Here is a 24,031-nt window from a genome sequence, read left to right as displayed (position 1 = left end):
GTAGAAGAAGCCATAACCCGACCTCCGTAATCCAGGAATTATAACTTAAAGGTTGAGTATATTATTGTCAAGTTCGGAAATCATTTTTTTACTAATAAACGCTTAGGTTTCAGCACCCTTCCCTGAAGCTCACCTACGCCTATAAACCTCCCGTTATCATATATCTTTACAAGTCCGTTATAAGGTTCTCCTTCTATCAGGACACTTTGGCCATTAAGAATCCTTCCCGCAAGGAAGCTGTTTAACCTAACCTCCGGGATGAACCTAAGAACACTCTCAACGGGAAGTATATACTCTTCGGGGTTCGGAGAGTTTAAAAACTCTTCAAGGCTCACGGCTTCATCTACCGATATGCCGTCTATTTTTGTCCTCCTGAGCTCCTTCACGTATGCACCTATACCCAGTTTATCCCCTATGTCTTTTGCAAGACTCCTCACGTATCCTCCGGAGGAGATTTCCGTTATTAACTCTGCTTCCTTCTTATCGGAATTGCAGGATACGAGCTCAAGCCTGTAAACCGTTACTTTTACGGGTTTTAGTTCTACCTTTTCCCCCTTTCTTGCAAGCTCGTAAGCCCTCTTCCCTTTCACCTTCTTGGCGGAGAAGGGTGGTGGCTTTTGGAGAATCTCCCCCCTGAACTCCTCAAGGACTTCTTTCAGCTTCTCACAGTTCAGTTCCCCTTCGTAAGTTTTAACAACCTTCCCTTCCGCGTCGTATGTGTCCGTTTCTACTCCGAACTTCAGGGTGAAAACATAAGTTTTAGGGAGGTTTGTAAGAAAGGGTGCAAAGCGTGTGGTCTTGTTTACAAGAAGTATGAGGAGTCCGGTAGCTATCGGGTCCAGGGTTCCCGTGTGACCAACCTTTTTAGCTCTGAGCTTCCTCTTTACCCTTTCAACTACCTTAGTTGAGGTTACACCTTTCGGTTTGTCAATTAAGAGAACCCCGTCCATCAGCTCAGGAAGTCCTTAAGGTGTCTCTTCATCGCAAGACTCCTGAGCTTCCTGAGGGCCCTTGTTTCAAGCTGTCTAACTCTTTCCCTTGAAAGACCGAGAATTTCTCCTATCTCTCTCAGGGTTTTGGGTTCGTTGCCCTTCAGGCCGAACCTAAGTTCTATTACCTTTCTCTCCTTATCCGTTAGCTTGCTGAGTAGGTCATCAATCTCCTTCTGGATAACCTCCTGGATAACCTTCTCTTCAACTTCCGCGGTTCCGTGCTTACTGAGGAAGTCTATAAAGAACGTGTCTTCGTTCTCTCCCACCGGTGCATCGAGGGATAAGGGAACCCTGCATACCTGAAGGTATTTTTCAACCTCTTCGGGTGATATCTTGTATCCCTCTTTCTTAAAACGTTCCTCTACTTCTTCTTCCGTCGGTTTCCTTCCGAGCTCCCTCTCAAGTTCCTTTGATATTATCTGTTTTGAAAGTTCTTCAGCTATCTCTTCGGGTGTGGGTTCTCTCTCAAGCTTTTTTGAGAGCTCACTGTATATGTGGGAAATCCTGTTGATTATGTGTGACTGTTTTAGGGGTATTCTTACCGCTCCAGTTTGTTGGGAGAGTGCCTGCATTATTGCCTGCCTAATCCACCATACCGCGTAAGATATAAACTTAACACCCCTATCGGGGTCAAATCGTTTTGCCGCTTCAAGGAGACCGAGGTTTCCGGCTGCTATCAACTCGGAAAACGGAAGTCCGTACCCTATATACTGCTTTGCGACACTGACAACAAACCTTAGGTTGGATTCAACGAGCTTTTTCAAAGCCTCCTTATCCCCTTGTTTGGCTCTTCTAGCGAGCTCCTTCTCCTCTTCGGGTGTGAGAAGGGGTATCTTTGAAATCCTCTTCAAGTATTGATTTATGAGCTCTTGTTCGGAATCCGGAACCATACTCACCCCTCACTCTAAGTCCAGGGTAATAAATATATTCGCACTACCTCTTCTTACAAGGAGTAAAGCCTTCTTCCTACCTTCTTCCCTGAGTCTGTTTATTATTGTGTAAAACTCCCTTACACTTCTTACCGGGTAGTTATTCACCTTGAGTATTATATCACCGGGCTGAAGTCCGCTGTATTCCGCAGGAGAATCCGAGTATAGCCCATCAACTATAACGCCGTAAGGAATTCCGAGCTCTTCCTTCTCCTTCGGCGTCAGGTTTCTCAGTATAAGACCGAGATTTTCGGGAGTTGCCTTCCCTACTTTTTTACTGCTCCCTTCGGGAAACTCACCAACCACTGCTTTAAGGTTTATCTTTTTTCCGTTCCTTATCACCGTTATAGTTATCTCGGTTCCGGGTCTTGTCTTCATTATAGTGAATTGGAGATCCCTTGCATCCCTTATCTTCTTTCCGTTAACCTCAACTATAACGTCCCCTACCTTAAGCCCGGCTTCTTCCGCAGGACTTCCCTTAACGACTTGTGAAACTATCACCCCTTCCCTTACGCCTAAAGCCTCTGCTATATCCGGAGTTACGTCCTGAATTACTACGCCAAGCCATCCCCTTATAACTCTTCCGTGTTGGATTATCTGGTCCATAACCCACTTTGCGAGGTTTATGGGGATTGCAAAACCGAGACCCTGGGCTCCTGCTATTATTGCGGTGTTTATCCCTATAACTTCTCCTTCTATGTTTACAAGGGGCCCTCCCGAGTTTCCGGGATTTATCGCCGCATCGGTCTGGATAAAACTCTCATACTGAGTTATACCTATACTCCTTCTCAGAGCAGATATAACACCCATAGTTACTGTTCTCTCAAGACCGTAAGGGTTACCTATAGCGAAAACAACCTGTCCCACTTTGAGCTTGCTTGAATCTCCGAGCTTTGCAACCCTGTCTTCTATATCCTCTATACCTTCAGAAGGTATTTTTACGACGGCTATATCCGTTTTCGTATCAATTCCGACAATTTCTCCTTTTTTCTCGGTATACCTGTCAAGTTTTACGATAATTCTCACGGCATCTTCTACAACGTGGGCATTCGTAAGAATATATACTACCTCTTTATCTTCATCGTATTTCACTATAACACCGCTTCCCAGAGACCTTTCCTTTCTTTTGAAGGGTCTGTTAAATTTAAAGGGAAAATCAAACTCAAAAGGAAATTCGGGTATCGGGAAGTAAGACTTTTTTTCTTTAACTACGAATATAGTTACGACTGAAGGTGAGACTTTCTCAACAAGTTTTGTTATCTCCTCTTGAAGGTCTTCAAGGACACTTGCAAAGGAAAAGGCTATTATCAGGATTGTTGATAAAAGTAATTTTTTCACCATAAGGTTAATTGTATCATTTATATTAAAATGGGAAAAATAGTCGAGTTTCCTTTCGGCGATGAACCTAAAAAAGAAGAGAATAGAGAAAAACCCCGGCCTTTAAGTGAGAAAGACTTTGAAGAACTCGTTCAGCCTTTTACCGAGGGACTTAAAAAGCTTTACCCTTCCCAAGTTAAAGAGGTTAAGGGAATAATAGGTCTAGGAGAAAAGAACGGAAGGGAGAAGTTTGTTGCGGGACTACTCGTGTGGGAGAGTTATAAATATCCTCACCCGGTAGTATCAAGTTTTATAGCGGTGTTTAAAGATAACGTCCTTGAGAAGGTTTCCTTCCTTGAGGCAAAGAATAACTACTGGGATTGGAAACTCCTCCTCAAAACCTATAAGGATAGGTTTAACACCGAAGAGATTTTCAAAGGCCTCCAGGAACTGAAAAAGAATTTTTGAATCTTTCTTTTTTTAACCCTGCGTAAGTTTATATTAACTTACTGACATAAATCATAATACTTGCTCTTCTGCGAGGAATTAAAATTATACTATGGTTAGAACTTTCTAACCCTGATGGAGGTAAGGAGATGGATGCTATTCTTCTTGCGAGGATACAGTTTGCACTAACTGCCATGTATCACTTCCTGTTTGTTCCCATAACCTTGGGTTTATCAGTCCTTCTTGCAGTTTTCTGGACCAAGTGGGCCATAGAAGAGGACGACGAGAAACGTTTCCTTTATGAGAGACTCGGCAAGTTCTGGACAACCCTTTTTGCCATAAACTTTGCCGCAGGAGTTGTTACCGGGATAGTTCTTGAGTTTGAGTTCGGAACTAACTGGTCCGAATACTCCAAAACCGTGGGAGATATATTCGGTGCACCCCTTGCGATAGAAGCTATATTCGCCTTCTTTCTTGAGTCCGTTTTCCTCGGAGTTCTGCTTTTCGGAAGGGAGAGGGTAAGTCCTAAGTTTTACGCCTTCTCCGCCTGGATGGTTGCTCTAGGAACTAATCTTTCCGCGCTGTGGATACTCGTCGCAAACTCTTGGCAACAAACCCCTAAGGGATTTCACATAGAAAACGGTGTTGCGAGGCTTGATAGCTTCCTCGCAGCGGTTATAAACTACTCAACACCCTTTAGGTTTACCCATATGTTCCTTGCCGGATTAATTACGGGAGCAATTTTCGTTGGGGGTATTTCCGCTTATTACATCCTCAGAAAGAAACACCTTGATGTTGCTAAGGAGTCCTTCAAGATAGCGGTAACACTCGGGATGGTTGCTTCCCTTCTCCAGATAATAGCGGGAGACCTTCACGGTTACCAGGTGGCAAGAACCCAACCCCTTAAGCTTGCGATGATGGAAAACAAATGGGAAACGGAAGTAGGAGCCGGTCTTGAGATAGTTCCAGGAATAGAGATTCCGAAACTCCTTAGCATACTCGCATACCACAGCCCCGACGCAAAGGTTTATGGTATTCACGACCTTGTAACAACCTTCCAGAAGATAGCGAAAGGTGAAGAAGTGAAGGATGACGAGCTCCCTGAACTCTGGCTTGACCCGAGAAAGTTTTCGGGAAGGATGTCCCTTTACATAACGGAGGAAGACCTTCCTCCGACCTGGATACCCTTCTGGAGCTTGAGGGGAATGGTCTTCCTCGGCTTCTTCTTCGCTTTCATAACAACCTGGGGCTTTTTCTCAACGATACAGAACAAGCTTGAAGAAAGAAAACCCCTCTTAAAGCTCTTTTTAATATCAATACCTCTTCCCATAGTTGCAAACGTTCTAGGGTGGATAGTTGCGGAAGTCGGTAGACAGCCCTGGGTTGTTTACTACATACTTCAAACAAAACACGCAGCTTCTCCCCTTCCCGCAGGTCAGATACTGACCTCAATAATACTCTTTACACTTATATACAGCTTCGTTTTTGCCCTCTTTGTAGGACTTATGGTTTACAAGGTTAAAAAGGGTCCCGAAACCCCTGAGGAGGTGGCATGATGGAGCTTTTACCGGTTGTCTGGTTCATTCTGATAGGCTTTATTGTCGCAATGTATGCGGTTCTTGACGGATTTGACCTCGGAGCGGGCATAGTTTATCCTTTTGTTTCCAAAACGGAAGAAGACAAGAGGTATATACTGAACGCCATAGGACCGGTATGGGACGCTAACGAAGTGTGGTTAATCCTCGCCGGAGGAGCTCTCTTCGCAGCGTTTCCCGTAGCTTACGCAACCCTCTTCAGCGGTTTATACATTCCCTTCATTCTCATACTCTTTATGCTTATTCTTAGGGCTATAGGTCTTGAATACAGGGGAAAGATGCCAACTCTTACCCTTAAGAGGTTGATGGACGGCTTTTTTGTTTTCGGAAGCTTCGGAGCTACCTTCCTTTTCGGTCTTACCCTTGGAAACGTTATAAAAGGGCTCCCGGTTAAGCTCGTTGAGAAAGAACTTTACGGAGAAACTGTAAAAACCTATATGCTGTGTGCGGATAAGGACTGTTCTTATACGGGAATTCTTATAAACATTTTTGACCCATACGCTCTGTTTATAGCACTTCTAACCCTCAGCTTTGTGGCTATGCACGGTTCCATATACATAGCTATGACAACAAGCGGAGAGCTTTCCGAAAGAGCTTCAAGCTTTGCTAAAAAACTCTGGTTTGATACAACGGTTCTCTACCTTATCGTTCACGTTCTTACAATGATTTACCACCCTCAGCTCATACAGAACTTCTTTATAAGGATGTTTATCTTTCCGGTTCTTCCCGTGGTTATCGTGGGATACCTGACGGTTATACTTGCACTCAACAGAAAACGTTTCTCACTCGCTTTCTGGTCTTCCTCCGTAACAATTCTCGGTTTTATCGCTATCGCTTTCGTGAGCATATTCCCGACACTCGTTCCCTCCATATACGATAAAGACCCCTTTCAAAATCCCGTAAACTCTCTTACCGTTTATAACGCAGCTTCCTCCGAAACGACGCTAAAGGTTATGCTTATAGTTGCTCTCATAGGTGTTCCCTTAGTTCTCGCCTACAAGTTCTTCGTTTACAAGATATTCTGGGGTAAGGTAAAGCTTCCCGAAGAGGGTGGTTATTGAGCTTCGCCCTTGACGCTTTTTCCCTTCTTACTTTCTTAAATTCCTATGGAGTATCCTTCTTATCTTTCTCTCTACGAAAAGGGAGAGCTTGAAAAGAGGGTAGAGAAAGCCCTTGAAATGCTAAAGGAGTGCAGAGTTTGTCCACATAACTGCAAGGTTAACAGACTTGAGGATGAAAGAGGATTCTGTAAGGTCGGTAGGTATGTCGTTGTTTCGGACTACTTTCCCCACTTCGGCGAGGAGTTTCCCATAAGGGGATACAAGGGAAGCGGAACAATCTTTTTCGGATACTGTAATATGAGGTGTGTTTACTGCCAGAATTACGACGTGAGCCACCTCGGTAAGGGAAGGTTGATGACTCCCGAAGACCTTGCGGATGCAATGCTTGAACTTCAAGAATACGGGTGTCACAATGTAAACCTCGTCACACCCTCCCACGTTGTTCCTCAGATACTTGAAGCCTTGCTAATAGCTGTTGAAAAAGGTCTAAGGATTCCCATCGTTTACAATACCTCCTCTTACGACTCCCTTGAAACGATAAAGCTTCTTGACGGAATCGTAGATATATACCTGGCGGATCTCAAATACCTTAACGAGTATTACGGAAGAAAGTATTCAAAAGTTAAGAGATACCCCGAGGTAGCAAAGGAAGTTATAAGGGAAATGTATAAGCAGGTGGGAAACCTTAAGGTTGACAATAGAGGTGTAGCTGTAAGGGGTCTCTTGGTAAGGCACTTAGTCCTTCCTAACGACATATCAACAACGAAAGAGGTTATGGAGTTCCTGAGAAGCATAGACGAGAATCTTACTGTTAACGTAATGAAACAATACTTCCCCTACTACAAGGCTTGGGACTACCCGGAACTCTCAAGGAGGATAACGGACGGGGAATACAGAAAAGCCCTTGAAGAAGCTAAAGGTTTTAACCTCGTTTTAGATTAGAATTTTAAAACTATGGAAGTAACTTTTATAAGTGCATTCATAGCAGGACTCCTTTCTTTCCTTTCCCCTTGTGTTCTTCCGGTCATACCCGCTTATCTGTCTTACATCTCAGGTGTAAGCGTCTCGGAAATTGAAAGGTCTCAGAAGGTCAACATAAGGATTTTCCTATCCGCTGTTTACTTCGTTGTCGGATTTACCCTCGTGTTTACCGGTCTTGGTGCAAGTGCAACCTTCGTGGGTCAGCTCCTTCACGATTACCAGGACTGGGTTATTAGGGTGGGAAGCGGTTTTGTTATTTTCTTCGGTCTTCACTTTTCGGGATTGTTTCTCTGGAGACATTTCCTAAAGGCTTACGCTCTTTTCGGTTTAATACCCGTTGGTTTATACCTTCTTAAGCTTATAAATAAAGAGGAGCTCTTTAACCTTCTCTTTGCATACGGAGTAGTTTTAATACTTTACCTTTTTAAAGTCCATGAGTATTTATACAGGCAGCTTAAAATAGAGGCGAAAACGGAGCTTTCTTACGCAGGAGCTTTTCTTATGGGTGTCGTTTTTGCCTTCGGATGGAGTCCCTGCATAGGCCCCGTTCTCGGTTCTATACTCTTTCTCGCATCTCAGCAGGAAACGGCCTCTCAGGGTGCACTTCTTCTCTTGGTATACTCCTCGGGTCTCGGAATACCCTTTATCCTTTCGGGACTTCTGTTCGGTTTCTTCCTTAACTTCGTGAAGAGCTTCTCAAGGTTCTTTAAATACGTTGAAATTGCAGGAGGTGTTCTCCTGATAAGTCTCGGCATACTCTTAGCACTTGATAAACTTTCACTCCTTGCCAATATAACCTTTTAGTTTTTCTTCAACTATTTTTATGTCTTCCTCCGTATCAACCCCGTGGTAGTAGTTATCCGTTAGAAGAACCCTTATCTTAACACCCTCCTCAAGGAGTCTTAACTGTTCAAGACCTTCTATCTCCTCAAGCTTTCCCTTTCTCATACTCCCGAACCTCAGGAGTGTTTCTTTTCTAAAACCGTATATACCGATATGTTTTAAGGGATAAAACCCGTCTTCCTTTCTGAAGTAGGGTATAGGTGAACGGGAAAAGTAGAGTGCATAACCTCTCCTGTCAAGAACTACCTTAACGTCTTCGGGTCTCGTGTAGGCTTCTTTATCCCTTACAGCCAGTGTTACTACTTCTTCACCCCTCTCCAGTTCCGTGAATATTCTTTCTATATCCTCCTTGTAAGAGAATGGCTCATCACCTTGGTAATTTATTACAAGCTCCGTGTCCATATCCCTTATAACGTGTAAAACCCTGTCACTCCCGGATGGAAAGTCAGAAGGAGTTAGGACAACTTCGCATAAGTCTTCAACAGCCTCCTTTACTTTATTACTGTCCGTCGTAAGTATTACCCTCTCACCTGTCTTTTTCAGGTTCTCTATCACCCACCTGATTAAAGGTTTTCCGAGAATTCTTCTTAAAGGCTTTTCCCTCAACCTTGTTGAGCCTATCCTTGCGGGAACAACTATAACCCTTCTCATCTCACGCTAACCCTCAGGTTCTTCAAATTTCCGTAAACCTTCAGGTTTATACCGCTTCCTCTAAAGTTCCCGTCTACGCGGGTAAGGAGAAGGTCTTTATTTAACTTTATCGTCCCTCCACCTCTCAGTTCCATACTTCCGTAAAGTATAGTTCCGTCAAACCTCATACCTTTAAAGTTCAGAACAACCCTGTCAATCTTAAAACCCTGAGCATTTAAACCTTTTATCTCAAGACTTCCCCTTACACCCTCTTTTAAAAGGATATTCCCTTTAACCTCTTTTATATCTTTAAAACAAGCGTACCCGTCCGAGGAAAATTCTACTTTACCGGAGGGGTAAAGTCTTAATGTCATTTCCTTACCTTTACAGGATAAACTGAGAAAAAGGTAAAAAGGTTTTAGCTCAAGCTTACCGACATCAAAGCTTAAAACCTCTTTGTTTAAGTAAAAAACTCGCCCTTTGTTTAATATAATTCCGAAGTATCCCTCGTAAACCTTATTAGAAATTAAAAAAATCTTATTCCTTTCAAGAAATTTATCAATAAAAATAAACTTTGGGAAGGTTAAAAAAAGGAAGAAGAACAAGCCCAGTAAGAAAACGGTAATTGAAAGAAAAAGCTTAAATAAGGTCTTCGTCTTCATCGGGCATTACCTTTATTTCTTCTTTTTTCCTTTTCTTTTTCTTCGCTTCCTTCATTAACTTCTCCGCAAGTCTCTTGTGTGCTTCCGTTATCTTTGAAAGCTCATCGGGGGAGGTTATGATATGAGGGGTGAGGAATATAAAGAGACTTGTTCTGTCCTTTTCGTCCCTGTCGTATCTGAACAACCTGCCGACAAGGGGAATGTCCCCGAGCCCCGGAACTTTTTCAACACTCTTTAGGCTCTTTTTACTTATGAGTCCCCCTATGACTACGGTCTTTCCGCTCTCAACCACGACGTCCGAGTTTAACTCCCTGTTTGATGTTATGGGAACGGTATAGTTAACTCCCGAAACCTCGTTCGTAAGGTATCCCGTTATTTCCTGGAGCTTCAGGTCTATAACGAGTCTAACTGTGTTTCCGGTAATTCTCGGGGTTATTTTTAGCTCAAGTCCTACATCTTTGTAATCGTATGTGATTATGGGGTTTCCGTTAACGTCGTATTTTATACCCGTGGGAAAGGGAACGACTTGACCCACCTTTATGGTTGCCTCTTGGTTGTCAAGGGTTAAAATCTTCGGATTTGAGACTACCTTAAAGCCCGTTCCCTGTTCAAGAAGAGAGAATAAAAACACGAGGTCTGGGAAGAAGAAGTCTATTCCCCCTATGCTCACCGTCGTTCCCGACTTTGAGAAAGCACCAAGTATGAACTGACCGGACTTAAAGGCGTTGTAAACGTCCTGAAGGGAAGAGCCCTTAAATGCTGCACCCCCGTGGGTTCCCAGAACCTGCCACCTTATCCCGCTTTCCAGTATGCTCTTTGCGGAAGCCTCAATAACCGTAGCGGTAAGAAGTAGCTGTTTTCTCCTCCTGTCAAGCTCTTTTATAAAGGACTTTACCGCTTCATACTCCCCTTTTGTCGCGAAGAGTATAAGGGAGTTTGTCCTCTTATCTATACCTATCTTCATACCGCTTCTAAGGGATATTGGCTGAACCGTTCCCGTTTTACCCTTCGGTTTTACCGATGTCGGCTTTATTCCCTGAAAGAGGGACTTAAGGCTTTCGTAGAGCTCCTCAGCGGATATGTAATTTAGGGGAACGATGTAAAAGCTCCTTTCGGACTCCGCGGTTTCGGGAGTGTCTACTTTCTCTATTATATCCTTCAGAACCTCGTGAATTTCCTTGTGAGCGTAGACCGCAAGAACGCCGAGTTCATCAACCGCACCGAAAACCGTAGGCTCACCGTATTTCTTGTTTGAGTACGTAGAAAAGGGAGTAAGAAGTCGTTGAAGGTAAGAGGGCTTTACGTATTTTAGGGTGTAAACCCTTACCTCACCGCCCGCACTTTTCCTGTCAATCGCCTTTAGTATTTTCCTTATCTTTTTTACTGAATTCCCGTAGTCCGTAATAACGACAGTGTTAGACTGGGTGTGAAAGGCTATCCTCCCGTAAGGAGAGAGGAACGGTCTTAAGGTACTCACAACTTGGGAAGCATTCACGTTCTTCAGCTTGTAAACTATGGTGACAAGCTCTCCGTCCTGCGGAAACTTTACACTTGTGAATGGAACACCTTGGTTCGTCGGAACTATCTTAATGGTGTCTCTTTCTGTTATTACCGCATAACCCTGCGGTGCAAGAGCCTGAGAAAATAGCTCAAGGGCTTCTTTTTCACTTACTTCTTTGTTTGATATGAGTATTATCTTTCCCCTCACCCTCGGGTCTATTATCACGTTCTTTTTGAGAAGCTTCCCGAGTTGAACCGCAACGGTTTTTATGTCAACTTCGTCAAAGTTTAAGAAAACCCCTCCGAAGGAGAACCAGAATGCAACCGCAAGAAAGAGAACCACCCTCATACCACGTCCCTATCCCTCGGGAGAAATAGAAGAACTCCAACGGTGCTAAGTATATAACCGAGTATAACGCTCTGAATGTGTCCCGCAAACATAAAGAGGAGGTATCCCAAGAAGTAGGGAAGTGTGATAAGAGCATAGCTCCAGAAGTATCTTCTCATTGCGATGTAGCCCCAGTAATCCCCCTCAGCCCTCACGGGAAGGAAGAGCTTCCTCACCAGAAAGGAAACACTGTATGAGAAAAATGCGGATACGAGCTGAGCGGTTATTACGTAACGAACGAGTTCGGGAACTACGGGCATCTTAAAGTAGGGATACAGAATAAAGGCTCCTATGAGTAGAAGCGTGTAGCCAAATATTACCGAGTATGCGAACTGCCTCGCTCTCTTTACGAATAGCTTCTTTTTGTCTTGAGAATTTCCCTCAGCCATATGAACTCTTCCCTTTTAGGTCCCGTGGAAAGCATTATAACGGGAACCCCCGTGTATTCTTCAATCAACCTTATGTATTCCCTTGCTCCCTCGGGAAGGTCACTTATATCCCTTATTCCCTTTGTGCTCTTTTTCCATCCCTTTAGGGTTTTGTAAAGGGGCTTTACCCTGCTTATATCCGTGTAAGATGCGGGGAAGTGTTCTATAACCTCTCCGTCAAGTTCGTATGCCACGCATACTTTTATCTCATCAAAGGGGTCAAGAACGTCAAGCTTCGTTATGATTAGAGCATCAAGCCCGTTAACCTCAACCGCATACCTGAGAGCAACCAGGTCAAGCCATCCGCAGCGTCTCGGTCTTCCCGTAGTTGAACCGTATTCCCCACCGAGTTCCCTGAGTCTTTCCCCGAGCTTACCCTTAAGCTCAGTGGGAAAAGGACCTTCCCCAACCCTCGTTAGGTATGCCTTGGCCACACCAACAAGGTAAGCGTCCGAAAAATACTTGGGAGATAAACCCGTTCCGTTGGAAAGTCCGAGAGCGGAAGAGTTTGAAGAAGTAACGTAAGGATAAGTGCCCATGTCTATATCAAGGAGCGTTCCCTGGGCACCTTCAAAGAGGACACTCTTTTCCGTTCCCGTTAAAAACCTAAATACGTCTTTTACGTTTTCCTTTATCTCATTAAAGATGCGGAGCTGTTTTTCGTAAATCTCCCTAACGTCAAGCTGAAACTTTTCACAGAAAACCTTTTCACATACGTTTTTAACGAAGTCTATATTCTCTTCAAGCAGACTGTAGAACCTGTTTTCATCGTATAGGTCCGAGATTCTTATTCCCTTCCTTCCGTATTTGAACATATAAGCGGGACCTATACCCCTTAAGGTCGTTCCTATGCCCTTCTTTTTTTCAAATAAAGCGTCCAGAACCTTGTGGTAGGGCATAACGAGGTGAACCCTGTCGCTTATGACGAGCCTTTCCCTTACGGGAAGCCCTTTCCTTTCCAGCTCTTCTATTTCTTCCTTTAACACCTCAAGGTCTATAACCATCCCCTGAGCTATGACTCCCGTTACGTGCTCGTGAAGTATGCCGGTGGGAAGGAGGTGGAGGATAAACTTTTCTCCGTTCACAACAACCGTATGCCCTGCGTTACTTCCTCCTTGATACCTTACCGTTATATCGTAGTGCTCTGAAAGGAGGTCAACGATTTTCCCTTTCCCTTCGTCACCCCACTGGGCACCCAGGATAACCAGCTTTTCCATTCACAAACCCCGAATAAAAGATTATAAAACGTATAATTAAAAACCATGAGAAAAAAGTTTTACGTTACGACGCCCATATATTACGTTAACGACATTCCCCACATAGGACACGCTTATACAACAATAGCAGCGGACACTATAGCGCGATACTATAGAATGAGGGATTACGATGTTTTCTTCCTCACCGGAACAGACGAACACGGCCTCAAGATACAGAAAAAGGCTGAGGAGCTTGGAATATCTCCGAAAGAACTCGTTGACAGGAACGCCGAGAGGTTTAAAAAGCTGTGGGAGTTTCTGAAGATAGAGTATACAAAGTTCATAAGAACCACGGATCCTTACCACGTAAAGTTCGTTCAAGAGGTTTTTGAAGAGTGTTATAGAAGGGGAGATATATACCTCGGTGAATATGAAGGATGGTATTGTGTGGGATGTGAAGAGTTCAAAAGCGAGGCGGAGCTGGCTGAGGGTTATACCTGTCCTATACACCAAAAGAGGTGCGAATACATAAAAGAACCTTCTTACTTCTTCAGGTTAAGCAAGTATCAGGATAAACTCCTTGAGCTTTACGAGAAGAATCCTGACTTCATACAGCCCCACTACAGGAGGAACGAAATTATTTCCTTCGTTAAGCAGGGTCTGAAGGACCTATCGGTAACAAGACCGAGGGAACGCGTAAAGTGGGGAATACCCGTTCCCTTTGACCCGAACCACACCGTATACGTGTGGTTTGATGCGCTATTTAACTACATATCCGCCCTTGAGGATAAGGTAGATATATACTGGCCCGCAGACCTCCACATAGTCGGTAAGGATATCCTCAGGTTTCATACGGTTTACTGGCCGGCCTTCCTTATGTCACTCGGATACGAGCTCCCCAAAAAGGTGTTTGCCCATGGATGGTGGACCGTTGAGGGAAAGAAGATGTCAAAAACCCTCGGAAACGTAATAGACCCCTATGAGGTTGTTCAAGAATACGGCCTTGACGAGGTGAGATACTTCCTCCTAAGGGAGGTTCCCTTCGGACAGGACGGAGATTTCTCAAAGGAAGCTATACTAAACAGGATTAACGGCGAACTCGCAAACGAGATAGGAAATCTTTACAGCAGAGTTGTAAATATGGGAAACAAATTCCTTAACGGAGAGGTGAGCGGAAAAAAGGACGAAGAATACGAGAGATTTGCGAAAGGGGTTATAGAAAACTACGAGAAGTTTATGGAAGAGCTAAACTTTTACAAGGCAATAGAGGAAACCCTCAGACTCTCTTCATACCTAAACAAATACGTTGATGAAAAGCAACCTTGGAACTTGAACAAAGAAGGAAAAACCGAAGAGCTAAAGAAGGTTCTCTACACACTCGTTGACGGACTTAACGTTCTTACCCACCTTCTTTATCCGATAATACCGAACAAAATGAACGAAGCCCTTGAGATGCTCGGCCAAAGGGGATTTTCAAAAGAGGTAAAACCTTACTCAAAAGAGAGATACAAACTCGGAGAGAGAAAGATACTTTTCCCGAAGAGATGATTTTTCTTTTTCTTCTTATTTCCTTTCTTTTCGGCGAGAGAGTATTTTACCTTATGGGAACTTACCTCATAACCGATAAACTTGAGAAAAAAGAGGTAAAGGTTTACAAATACTTAAGAAAACTGGAGGAGAAGATTTCTCACTTTATTCCGGAATCCGAGGTAAGCGAGATAAATAAAAACGCCGGAATAAGACCCGTGAAGGTTTCAATAGAAACTTACGAGCTCGTAAAAATTTCCCTTGAGATTGCCAGAAAAACCTACGGATACTTTGACCCGACGGTAGGAAGCTACACTATAAACCGAAATAGGAAGCTTATTAACTACAGAGACGTAGTCCTCTACAAGGACGGAAAAGTTTTCTTAAGGAAAAAGGGAATGGCCCTTGACTTCGGGGGAATAGGGAAGGGGTACGCACTTGATAAAGCGAGGGAGTTTTTAAAAACGAGGAGCGGATTCTTAGCCTTGTCCGGAGATATGACCGTATGGGGACACTCAAGGGAGATAGGTGTTTACAATCCTTTAACAAAAGGAATATTACTGAAGGCGAGGAATAAAAGAGACCTGTGTATATCAACCTCGGGAAATTACTTCCGTAAACATATAGTAGGAAAAGAAGGGGAAAAATTACAGGTCACCGTTGTTCACGAAAGGTGTAGCGTAGCCGATGCACTCGCCACAGCAATTTTTGCCTCTCCTGAAGAAAAGATTAAAGAGATTCTCAAAAACTTCCCGAAAGCCGGAGTTCTAATACTGTATAAGGACGGAAGCGTTTATTTGAACGAAGTTTTTAGAGACTACTTCAAAGATATAAGTCTTTTCTGATGAATCTCATAGAAATACGTTTTTTAGTTCGGTTAAATAGCTAAGAGCTATTGAAACTAAATCTCAAACTCATAGGAGGTGTGAGATGAGAAAAACTTTCCTTCTCTCTTTAGCTCTTTTCAGTATAGGTTTTTCGCAGGAGGACATTAAAAAGGAGGTTGAAAGGCTCCGTGAAGAGGTGAAGGTTCTAAAAGAAGAGTTCAGGAACTTGAGACTGGAACTCATTATTCCCGAAGCTTCCCGTCAATACGGTGGATACGGACCCGCAGCTTCAAAGGTTTACCAGTTAAAGAAAGGTGTATCAATAGGTGGATACGGTGAAGTTCACTTTATACATAATCCTGATAATAAGCCAAAAACGAGGACTGACCTAAAGAGGGTTATTTTTTACTTCGGTTATTCATTCACAGAGAAATTGAAATTTAATTCCGAAATTGAAATTGAGCACGCGTACGTGGAAGGAGGAGAGGAAAGCGGCGAGCTTGCCGTTGAGTTTGCCTACCTTGATTACAGCTTTAGACCTGAGTTCGGGATAAGGGGAGGTATGGTTCTTATTCCCGTGGGAATAGTTAACGAGGTTCATGAACCTCCGACCTTCTACACTGTGGATAGGCCTTACCTTGAAAGGAACATAATCCCAACAACCTGGAGGGAGAACGGCATAGGAATTTACGGAGATACAAAACTATTTACATACAGAGCCTATATAGTGAACGGAATGAAAGCTGATGAGAAAGAATTTAAAGCCTCTGCTCCCCTAAAGAAGCTGAGACAGAACGGAGCACAAGCGGCTATGGATTCGCTTGCATTCACAGGAAGGATAGACTTTAAGCTTCCGAGAAATCTTACGGTAGGTGCATCTACCTTCATATCGGGAGTTCAGAATGAAGACGGCGACAACCTCGGAAACGTTTACCTATTTTCTCCACACCTCTGGTGGCAGTATGGAGGGTTTGATGTCAGGTTCGTGGGAGCTTACGCAGCTGTTAGTGATGCGGAAAAGATAACCTTAGAGTTGTCCCCCCCGAGTTGTGAAGTTAATAAGAGCACCTGTAACGTATTTCCAAAGCGTATACAGGGATTTTACCTCCAGGTTGCCTATAACGTCCTGAGACACTTTGATACCGAACAGGAGCTTTACGTGTTTGGCATGTTTGAGAGCTACGATACGCACGCTTCTGTCCCATCGGGATACGAGAAGCCTAAAGGTTCCGAACTGAACATTTACAACTTCGGTATATCCTATAAGCCTCATCCACTTGTAGCTCTAAAGGCGGATTACGTCCGCGAAGATTATAAAGATAAGAAGGACAATAACCTGTATCGTGCCGCTATTACTTGGATGTTTTAAAAAAGCCCCTGCGGGAGCACCACCCCGGGAGGTGGGGGACGTTTCTATTTTATCATTTTTTGTGGAGGTGATAAATGTTAATAAGTGCTGTTCTCTTCCTCCTACTTTTCTTTTTCTCCTTTTCAAAAGAAACAAAGCCTGAACAAGTTTTAAAAGAGTTATACCCATCTTCTGAGGTGGAAATAATTGACAAAATTCTCACAAAAGATGAACTAAAAAGAGTTGAAAAACTTACAGGAATGAAAATAAATACCCGATTTGTTACCTTTTACATAGTAAAAAAGAGGAAAAAAGTTCTCGCTTACGGATACGTTGATATTCACAGAGTGAGAACAAAGCCGGAAGCCGTTTTATACGTTATATCTCCAGAAGGGAAGATTGAGCTGATAGAAATCCTGGCTTTCTATGAACCCATAGAGTATTTACCGCCCAAGGAGTGGATTGAGCTTTTCAAAGGAAGGGATATAAACAACGTGAGGTTTAAAAAGGATATTCCCAACATAACCGGTGCAACACTGAGCGCAAGAGCTGTGACAAAACATGCAAAAAAAGCGTTAGCACTTTGGGAAGTTCTATTCGGAGGTAAAAAATGAGGTTTCTTCTGTCCGCAGACGTGAAGAGAAACAAGCCCCTCTTTTATGCACTTCTCACCTTCAACCTTTTCGGATTTCTGTTCTGGATAAGCAACTTCTTTTATTACGACACAGTTTACGGAATATCCCTTAAAAAGCTTAACGTGTTTTTCTTCGGGGAGCCCGACTTTCCCGAAAAGGTATCCCTATCTCTCCTATTTCAGGAAATGCATATATTCTTCTTTATCAACTTCTTCTTTGCTTTTATTCTTTTCTCCGTAACGACCTTGTTTCACTACAGGTTTAAGTATTTACTCATATTCTCAACATTTGCCTTATTATTCTTACACCCCCTCCTTGACGTAGTTATATACCTTACAGAGCTTAAAGTTCTTCTTTACCTAAAGAATACCTCCTTTTTTCTCTTTCAACTTACTAGTTTTATAACACTTACGTTAAACTTATCCAAGCTACTGAAGAAGGAAGAAACAACGCAAGACTTTAAATTTTTGAAACTGCTCATAGGTATCTTTTCTATTTTTGCGTTAACCTTTACAACTATAAACTTATTCTTATTTAAAGAAAAACTTGGCTTTAATCCTGAAAGTATAAAGGAGTATTATCTCGGAAACCCGAAAAAGTTTATAAAGCCTAAGAACTTTGATGGACTTATAAAGGTATCTCATCCCCATACCCTCAGCGTTCCGGCTTTTTACTTTGCTCTCGGACACTTCCTCTTGTTTACGTCTTACAAAAGAAAAATGCTAACCTTCATACTTCTGCTTGTTATCCCCCTATTTGAGAGCCTATCGGGGTTCCTTATAAGGTACGTTCATCCGGACTTTTCTCTAATAAAACTCCTATCTTTCTTTGTATCTTCGCTTTTAACCCTTTTCGTCTCCCTTTACTTGCTTAAAGAGTCCTTAAAACATTAAGCGGTTTTGGGTTCTTTCACGGCTTTTATCGTTTCGAAGATTATGAAGCTTTCAAGAAGCAAAATGATGAAGCTTACGCTGAAAAGTAGTATGTCTCCCTTCATAAGGTTGTTCCAGGCGTTCATTGCCATGGCAAGCGAGGTTATTATAAGGACAAGTATCATAGGAATTGATACAGGCCATGTAGGTTTATTAACACTTTTGAGATACAGGTATCCTACAAGGAGAGCGAGACCTGCAAGAAGCTGATTAGCGGCACCGAAAACCGGCCAGAAAACCATACCACCCTTTCCGCCTTCCTTTGAGAGAACTAGAGCCATAGATGTAAGGACAGCAACACCGGAGGCAACCCAAGGATTTACGAGGAACCTTATTCCGTATATCTCTCCGAGCTCGTTCAGTATGTATCTCTGAATTCTTACGCTTGTGTCCATGGTTGTTGCAGCAAAGAGGACTATAAGCGTAGCTATAACCGTCTTTCCGAAGGATATAGGAATTCCTAAAGAAACAAGTAGGTTAGCTCCGCCCTCAACGACCGCAACGATACTTGAAGACTTTATAGAAGCCCAGGAACTGTAAAGCTCGTTAAACCTATCCGCAGAAAACATAGCTATACCCGCAGTCGTAGCTATAATCACAGCAAGGGCTAATGAGCTCTCACCCATGAAACCGAGATAACCTACAGTTCTTGCGTCCGTTTCCTTCTCAAGCTGTTTAGAGGAAGTTCCCGAGGAAACCAGAGCGTGGAAACCGCTAAGCGCTCCGCAAGCTATCGTTATAAAGAGGAAGGGAAATATAGGGGGAGCACCCTCGGGGGAGAGGTTTATCGCAGGGGCAACTATCTTAGGGTTTGCTACAAGAGCACCTATGTAAAGAAGAACTAAAAGAACCAGAAGCTGTAGACCGTTAAGGAAGTCCCTCGGCTGGAGCAAAACCCAGACGGGAAGCGAGGAGGCAAAGAATGCGTAAAGGAATAAAACAACTATCCAGAACATTATAGGGCTAAGCCCTAAACTTTCAGCAATGGGTTTAACGTCAACGGGAAGTATGCTCCCGAGGTATATCCCTCCGTAGAGGATTACCAGGAAGATAACCGTTAAAAACAGGAAGTTGAACCTGAGCTTGTAAACACTAAAACCGAATACAACCGCAAGGGGTATAACGAGCCATGCGGGTATTACGCTTGTGGGAAACTTCACAAAGAGTAGGGATATAACGTAGGCGAAAACTGCGTTAACGAGAATGGCAAGAGCCAAGAGAAGAAGAAGGAATAAAACCCTCGCTTTTTCGCCCAGATACTCCCCCAAAATAGTTCCTATTGACTTCCCCTTATGCCTTATTGACGTTACAAGGGCGGTAAAGTCATGAACACCGCCTATAAATACGGCGCCCAATACAACCCACAGAAATGCAGGAAGCCAGCCCCATATTACGGCTATGGCGGGTCCGACTATAGGACCCGCACCGGTTATGGAGGTAAAGTGATGTCCCAATAAAATCCATTTATTCGTCGGAACGAAATCAACCCCGTCGTGTATCTCCTAAGCAGGTGTAGGGTTTTCGTCCCTCAGCTCAAAAACCTTTTCCGCAAGGTATTTTGAGTAAACGAAATAACCAAATGCGTAAAGGAGAAATGCAACTCCTATAAGAAGAGAAACGTTCATAAAATTTTATTTTAGTGATTATCGTAATAGTTCTCATCATGTTTCTTACGCTTTCTTACTACACAGCGGACCTCATGCAGGAAACCATATCCCTTAAAAAAACTTATAAAAAGGTTTACCTTAAAGAAAAGCATGCACTACTCCTTGAATCGCTTCTGCCTAAGGTAATTGAGCTCCTCAGAAGAGAGGATTCCTCCTACGATGCACTTACCGACCCTTGGGCAAGACCATACGCGGTTGATACACCCCTCGGAACGGTAAGCATTCAGATAACCGATGAGGACAGGTATATAAATCCCAACTATCTGACAAAAGTAAGGGGATTGAAGGAAGCCTTTGAGAGACTTTTAAGAATTCTTGAGATAGACCCTTTACTCCTTGACAGAATACTCATCTGGACCGGTCAGGAAGAGGGATACATTGATACAGAGTATCCGCCCAAGAAAAAACCCTTTGATTCCGTTTACGAGATAGAACTACTTTGGAAAAATAAAGAGGACTTATACGGAAAGAAAAGGGATATTGAAGAAATCCCCGGGCTCTTTGATTTAATAACCGTATTTTCCGAGGGGAAGGTGAACATAAACACGGCTCCCGTTTACGTTCTTATGGCTCTTGACAGAGATATAGACTTCAACCTTGCCAAGAAAATAGCGGACTACAGGAAAGAGAAACCTTTCAGAAGGGTTAACGACATTCTCTTGGTTGACGGAATGAACCTTGATATAGCATACAGAATTAACCCGATGGTAAAAGTAAAAAGCAGGTTCTTTAAGATAGAACTTTCTGTAGATACCGAAGAAGTTAGAACCACGCTTGTAGCGGTTTACGACAGGGACAATAACAAAGTAGTTTATAAGGAGCTGAGATGAAGGAGTTCGTATACGAAGGATTGAGGGAAGGAAAAAGGGTAAGGGGAGTGTTAAAAGCGCGGGACAAAAAGGAATTAATACTGAAGCTAAAGAGGGAGGGAATAAGACCGATAAAGCTAAAGGAAAAACGGGAGAGAAGCTTAACACTCTTCAAGAAGAAAGTATCCGACGAAGAGCTTTCTTACATACTCGTGGAACTTTCCGTATTGCTCTCTTCAGGTATTCCCTTGACAAGAGCGATAGAACTCGTTTCCTTTCAGGTAGAGGAGGAAGAGCTTAGAAGTGCATTAAATCAAGTAAAGAGCTCCCTTGAGAAGGGAGAAAGTGTAGCAGAAGCTTTCAGAAAAACGGGCGTGTTTCCCGAGTTTCTCTCGGAAATGTTAACGGGTGTCCAGAGGGGCGAGAACCTTGAGTTTATATTTAAAGTTGCAGGTGAATACCTCCAGAAAGTTTCTGATTTCAGGAATAGACTTCTTTCCTCTATAACTTACCCATCGGTAATAATACTCTTCAGTTTTATATCCCTTTTTGTAGCGGTCAAATTCGTAGTCCCAAAGATAGCCTCCGTTCTTGAGAGCTTCGGAAAAGAACTCCCGTTAATAACAAGAGTCGTTTTACTCTTTTCTGACCTCCTTACCCTTTTCATACTTGCCCTTCCTATACTTCTTCTTCTCTTTCACCTACGTGAGAGATTCGTATCAAAAGAAAAGCTTCACGAAATACTCCTAAAGATACCCGTAGTGGGAAAGGTAAACCTCTACTTTAACCTCTCAAGGTTTGCAAGAGTTTTATCAATGCTCCTTGAGGCGGGTGTTCCGCTAAATACCGCACTTCGCATATCCGTAAAGAGTCTCTCAAACTTATACCTGAGAAAAAAACTTGAGAATTTAATCCCTTACATTGAGAAGGGAAAAAGTCTTTCATCTTTACTTTACGAAAAGGATATACCTAAACTCTTTTCAAGCCTTGTAGAAACGGGAGAAGCAAGCGGAGAACTTGAGAAGATGCTTGAGCTTATATCGGAGATTTACGAAAAACAGGCGGACCGAACTGTAAACTTCTGGCTCAGAGTTGTTGAACCTCTCTCAATACTCGTAATAGGTATAACGGTCGGAATAATAGCGGTAAGTGTAATTCTTCCCCTCACCGAGATTTCCGCAGGTCTTGAGTGAGAAGACACAGCTTAAACCCCCTGAACCGTTTCCCCCTCTTTATGTCCAACAGAAACTTAAAGAATCTTGACTCGGATGAAGTATAAAGTTTCCAGCTTTTTATTCCCTTGCATTTTGATAAATCACTTCTTACGAGAATTAAACCTTCCTTTACTTCTCTTAAACTTTTGTTTCTTATTATCACCCTGTCCGCATAAAAGGGAAGGTTATGATGGAAGAACCCTACCTCATAGGTTTTTAGTCTACCGTAAGGGTCTATCCGCCTTATAGTTTTACCAATTTCTCTGTAAGGTCTGTATTCTTCAACGAAGGGAAGTATAACAGAAGATAGATATAGTAGAAAGCTGAATCCCGCAAAAGCAGGAAATAAGGTGAACTTTTTTAGAAATACCGGAAGAAGATTAAAGAGTATTAAGGGAATTAAAAATAAACTCATTTTTATGTAATAGGCTGCGAGAAATAAAGCTAAACTCAAGAGGGTTCCGAGAAAGAGAGAAAGGATGTTTTTTAACCTTTTAAGGCCAGAACTTTGCAAGAAGTAAGCCGTTATTATTGCCATAGCCGGGTATGCCGGCATTATGTAGACGGGTATTTTCATCTTCACCAAACTGAAAAGCGTAAAGATGAATAAAAACCATGCTAAAGGAAACCTAAGTTCCTTTTTTTTGAAAGCCCAAAAAAGTGCCGGAAAGAAAAGTAAAGAGTAGGGTAGAAAGGAAACGTTAATATCAACTACGTAAAAGTAAACTGGGTCCTTTTGAAGGGCGTATATGCGTTTTATATTCTCCTTTACGAACACCTCTAAGAATGCTTCCCTGTTTGTAAGATACTGGTATAAAAACCACCAACCACCCGTTATAAGAACGAAAAGAGTTCCGAGGTAATACCTGAGTTTTAAAAGCTCCTTGGGATTGTTGAATAAAAGGTAAAAGAATATAACTCCCGCAGGCAGAGCAAAGCCCGCAGGACCTTTCGTGAGGACCGCAAAAGAGGAAGCGATTAAAGCAAAGAGAAAAAATAAATACCTCCTTTCCGTGTAATATTTAAGCCAAAGGTAAAGAGATAGGGTTATAAAAAATGTGAAGGGAACCTCCGGAGAGGTGTATCTTGCGTTCGCTACGAATATAAACGAAAGGTTTAAGATTAATGCAGAAAGCAGCGAAACATCATCATTTCTCGTTAGTTTTTTTGAGATTAGATAAGTTAAAACTCCCGTGAGGATTCCTAGCAACGCTTGGAAAAACCTAAGCCCGAACTCGTTTATACCGAAAATCTTAAAGCCAAGTGTAGAAAGCCAGTAGGTTATTGGGGGTTTGTTTAGCCTTAGCTCGCCGTTATAAACGGGTGTGAGATAATTTCCTGTCTCAAGCATATTCTTTGATGCATCGGCGTAGAAGGACTCGTTCGGTATCCATACTGCGTTATACCCGAGATTAAAAAAGTAGAGGAATACCAGGGATAAAAAAAGTATTAATCTTTTCTTCATTCGGTAAATATCTGTCCTTCTATCGGTTGAACCTCAACACCTTGTTCCTCTATAAACTTTATAGCATTCTCTATCTCTTCGGAATCCCCGTCTATCTCAACCAGGAGAAATCCTGTATCCTGGGAGACCTGAGCCTTCCTTATATTTACGACAACGTCAAAGTTCTTGCAAACCATGCATAAAATAGGTTCTTTCACCTTTTCCTCCGGGTATATCAACTGAAGCCTTACCATATTCATATCGCTTATTGTAAACCAGTTATCCCACTTGACATATATATTTTTCGTTCTTATAATAATTAAACTGGTAACGCGGGGTGGAGCAGCCTGGTAGCTCGCCGGGCTCATAACCCGGAGGTCGCGGGTTCAAATCCCGCCCCCGCAACCAGATTCTTGCCTAAAATTTCGGGTTTTAATCGATATCTTTTTACCCGCTATCCATATCTTGCCTTAGGTCATCAATTCGTTTATCAATTGTGTCTATCCTTCTGTTTACCATATCAATCTGTTTGTTGATAATAAACATAAAAATAGACATAAACCCTGCTTTACCGAAGATAATCGTGAGAACCTATCCCCAGTCCATAGGCTTAAGTTAACTCATTTCCGAAAATTCAAAAGATTCTTCTTACAGAAGTT

General features: G+C 42.7%; 23 protein-coding genes, 1 tRNA gene and 1 pseudogene. 13 read left to right on the top strand and 12 right to left on the bottom strand.

What is annotated here, in order from left to right; translation table 11 throughout:
• Window positions 1–80: 80 nt before the first annotated feature.
• The 3 genes from truB to ACWB1W_RS03375 are packed head-to-tail and all read right to left on the bottom strand — an operon-like array spanning window position 81 to window position 3,262.
• On the bottom strand, window positions 81–950 hold the full coding sequence (gene truB / locus ACWB1W_RS03385) for a tRNA pseudouridine(55) synthase TruB (RefSeq protein ID WP_479369988.1): 870 nt from the start codon (window positions 948–950) through the stop codon (window positions 81–83).
• Window positions 950–1,882 (bottom strand): sigma-70 family RNA polymerase sigma factor, encoded by a 933-nt coding sequence (locus ACWB1W_RS03380; protein ID WP_479369987.1) that lies wholly within the window; start codon window positions 1,880–1,882, stop codon window positions 950–952. The genes truB and ACWB1W_RS03380 overlap by 1 nt, the downstream gene beginning before the upstream one ends.
• Before the next feature lie 9 nt (window positions 1,883–1,891).
• Window positions 1,892–3,262, bottom strand: a complete 1,371-nt coding sequence (locus ACWB1W_RS03375; protein WP_479369986.1) for a DegQ family serine endoprotease — start codon at window positions 3,260–3,262, stop codon at window positions 1,892–1,894.
• A gap of 27 nt (window positions 3,263–3,289) precedes the next feature.
• Between ACWB1W_RS03375 and ACWB1W_RS03370 the strand changes: the two genes are divergently transcribed.
• The 5 genes from ACWB1W_RS03370 to ACWB1W_RS03350 all read left to right on the top strand — a co-directional run bounded on the left by ACWB1W_RS03370 (window position 3,290) and on the right by ACWB1W_RS03350 (window position 8,126).
• The gene (locus ACWB1W_RS03370) at window positions 3,290–3,706 is read left to right on the top strand and encodes a hypothetical protein (RefSeq protein ID WP_479369985.1); all 417 of its coding nucleotides are present in this window, start codon (window positions 3,290–3,292) and stop codon (window positions 3,704–3,706) included.
• A gap of 128 nt (window positions 3,707–3,834) precedes the next feature.
• A complete protein-coding gene (locus tag ACWB1W_RS03365; protein WP_479369984.1) occupies window positions 3,835–5,241 on the top strand; it encodes a cytochrome ubiquinol oxidase subunit I in 1,407 nt (468 codons plus the stop codon).
• Window positions 5,238–6,341 (top strand): cytochrome d ubiquinol oxidase subunit II, encoded by a 1,104-nt coding sequence (gene cydB, locus ACWB1W_RS03360; protein ID WP_479369983.1) that lies wholly within the window; start codon window positions 5,238–5,240, stop codon window positions 6,339–6,341. The genes ACWB1W_RS03365 and cydB overlap by 4 nt, the downstream gene beginning before the upstream one ends.
• 45 nt (window positions 6,342–6,386) lie before the next feature.
• Window positions 6,387–7,283 (top strand): radical SAM protein, encoded by an 897-nt coding sequence (locus ACWB1W_RS03355; protein ID WP_479369982.1) that lies wholly within the window; start codon window positions 6,387–6,389, stop codon window positions 7,281–7,283.
• Window positions 7,284–7,295: 12 nt separating this feature from the next.
• A complete protein-coding gene (locus ACWB1W_RS03350; RefSeq protein ID WP_479369981.1) occupies window positions 7,296–8,126 on the top strand; it encodes a cytochrome c biogenesis protein CcdA in 831 nt (276 codons plus the stop codon).
• Here the strand turns inward: ACWB1W_RS03350 and kdsB are convergent.
• From kdsB to ACWB1W_RS03325, 5 genes are all read right to left on the bottom strand, one after another.
• Window positions 8,100–8,816, bottom strand: coding sequence for a 3-deoxy-manno-octulosonate cytidylyltransferase (gene kdsB / locus ACWB1W_RS03345; RefSeq protein ID WP_479369980.1), 717 nt, complete (start codon window positions 8,814–8,816; stop codon window positions 8,100–8,102). The two genes, ACWB1W_RS03350 and kdsB, sit on opposite strands and share 27 nt — an antisense overlap.
• Entirely contained in the window at window positions 8,813–9,169 is a 357-nt protein-coding gene (locus tag ACWB1W_RS03340) for a hypothetical protein (RefSeq protein WP_479369979.1), read from the bottom strand. Before ACWB1W_RS03340 ends, kdsB begins: the two co-directional genes overlap by 4 nt.
• 265 nt (window positions 9,170–9,434) lie before the next feature.
• Window positions 9,435–11,306 (bottom strand): type II secretion system secretin GspD, encoded by a 1,872-nt coding sequence (gspD, locus tag ACWB1W_RS03335; RefSeq protein WP_479369978.1) that lies wholly within the window; start codon window positions 11,304–11,306, stop codon window positions 9,435–9,437.
• Window positions 11,303–11,734 carry a hypothetical protein gene (locus ACWB1W_RS03330; RefSeq protein ID WP_479369977.1) on the bottom strand — a complete coding sequence of 144 codons (432 nt, stop codon included), beginning with the start codon at window positions 11,732–11,734 and terminating at the stop codon, window positions 11,303–11,305. Before ACWB1W_RS03330 ends, gspD begins: the two co-directional genes overlap by 4 nt.
• Window positions 11,692–12,990 carry an adenylosuccinate synthase gene (locus ACWB1W_RS03325; RefSeq protein ID WP_479369976.1) on the bottom strand — a complete coding sequence of 433 codons (1,299 nt, stop codon included), beginning with the start codon at window positions 12,988–12,990 and terminating at the stop codon, window positions 11,692–11,694. Before ACWB1W_RS03325 ends, ACWB1W_RS03330 begins: the two co-directional genes overlap by 43 nt.
• 45 nt (window positions 12,991–13,035) lie before the next feature.
• Between ACWB1W_RS03325 and metG the strand changes: the two genes are divergently transcribed.
• From metG to ACWB1W_RS03300, 5 genes are all read left to right on the top strand, one after another.
• On the top strand, window positions 13,036–14,517 hold the full coding sequence (gene metG, locus ACWB1W_RS03320; protein ID WP_479369975.1) for a methionine--tRNA ligase: 1,482 nt from the start codon (window positions 13,036–13,038) through the stop codon (window positions 14,515–14,517).
• On the top strand, window positions 14,514–15,341 hold the full coding sequence (locus ACWB1W_RS03315) for an FAD:protein FMN transferase (protein WP_479369974.1): 828 nt from the start codon (window positions 14,514–14,516) through the stop codon (window positions 15,339–15,341). Before metG ends, ACWB1W_RS03315 begins: the two co-directional genes overlap by 4 nt.
• 85 nt (window positions 15,342–15,426) lie before the next feature.
• Window positions 15,427–16,692: a DUF3373 domain-containing protein gene (locus ACWB1W_RS03310; protein ID WP_479369973.1), complete on the top strand. Its 1,266-nt coding sequence runs from the start codon at window positions 15,427–15,429 to the stop codon at window positions 16,690–16,692.
• A 74-nt stretch (window positions 16,693–16,766) separates the two neighbouring features.
• On the top strand, window positions 16,767–17,285 hold the full coding sequence (locus tag ACWB1W_RS03305; RefSeq protein ID WP_479369972.1) for an FMN-binding protein: 519 nt from the start codon (window positions 16,767–16,769) through the stop codon (window positions 17,283–17,285).
• Window positions 17,282–18,199: a hypothetical protein gene (locus ACWB1W_RS03300; RefSeq protein WP_479369971.1), complete on the top strand. Its 918-nt coding sequence runs from the start codon at window positions 17,282–17,284 to the stop codon at window positions 18,197–18,199. The genes ACWB1W_RS03305 and ACWB1W_RS03300 overlap by 4 nt, the downstream gene beginning before the upstream one ends.
• On the opposite strand, the gene ACWB1W_RS03295 is transcribed toward ACWB1W_RS03300, so the two are convergent.
• Both ACWB1W_RS03295 and ACWB1W_RS03290 read right to left on the bottom strand, forming a co-directional pair.
• The gene (locus ACWB1W_RS03295; RefSeq protein ID WP_479369989.1) at window positions 18,196–18,807 is read right to left on the bottom strand and encodes a carbon starvation CstA family protein; all 612 of its coding nucleotides are present in this window, start codon (window positions 18,805–18,807) and stop codon (window positions 18,196–18,198) included. The genes ACWB1W_RS03300 and ACWB1W_RS03295 overlap by 4 nt on opposite strands.
• A gap of 24 nt (window positions 18,808–18,831) precedes the next feature.
• A pseudogene (locus ACWB1W_RS03290) lies at window positions 18,832–19,863 on the bottom strand (carbon starvation CstA family protein); the annotation flags it as partial.
• A 14-nt stretch (window positions 19,864–19,877) separates the two neighbouring features.
• On the opposite strand from ACWB1W_RS03290, the gene ACWB1W_RS03285 reads away from it, so the two are divergent.
• Together ACWB1W_RS03285 and ACWB1W_RS03280 are read left to right on the top strand one after the other, a co-directional pair.
• On the top strand, window positions 19,878–20,735 hold the full coding sequence (locus ACWB1W_RS03285) for a type II secretion system minor pseudopilin (protein ID WP_479369970.1): 858 nt from the start codon (window positions 19,878–19,880) through the stop codon (window positions 20,733–20,735).
• Window positions 20,732–21,907 (top strand): type II secretion system F family protein, encoded by a 1,176-nt coding sequence (locus ACWB1W_RS03280; RefSeq protein ID WP_479369969.1) that lies wholly within the window; start codon window positions 20,732–20,734, stop codon window positions 21,905–21,907. The genes ACWB1W_RS03285 and ACWB1W_RS03280 overlap by 4 nt, the downstream gene beginning before the upstream one ends.
• Here the strand turns inward: ACWB1W_RS03280 and ACWB1W_RS03275 are convergent.
• Together ACWB1W_RS03275 and ACWB1W_RS03270 are read right to left on the bottom strand one after the other, a co-directional pair.
• Window positions 21,879–23,393: an ArnT family glycosyltransferase gene (locus ACWB1W_RS03275; RefSeq protein ID WP_479369968.1), complete on the bottom strand. Its 1,515-nt coding sequence runs from the start codon at window positions 23,391–23,393 to the stop codon at window positions 21,879–21,881. The two genes, ACWB1W_RS03280 and ACWB1W_RS03275, sit on opposite strands and share 29 nt — an antisense overlap.
• The gene (locus ACWB1W_RS03270) at window positions 23,390–23,632 is read right to left on the bottom strand and encodes an NIL domain-containing protein (RefSeq protein WP_479369967.1); all 243 of its coding nucleotides are present in this window, start codon (window positions 23,630–23,632) and stop codon (window positions 23,390–23,392) included. Before ACWB1W_RS03270 ends, ACWB1W_RS03275 begins: the two co-directional genes overlap by 4 nt.
• A 71-nt stretch (window positions 23,633–23,703) precedes the next feature.
• Here ACWB1W_RS03270 and ACWB1W_RS03265 point away from each other — a divergent pair.
• Window positions 23,704–23,780: transfer RNA gene (locus ACWB1W_RS03265), tRNA-Met, on the top strand.
• The last annotated feature ends 251 nt before the right edge of the window (window positions 23,781–24,031 follow it).

The sequence above is a fragment of the Aquifex sp. genome (assembly GCF_056494385.1).
The sequence above is the reverse complement of the archived record's forward strand: the minus strand, read 5'-3'. Positions and strand labels throughout refer to the sequence as shown.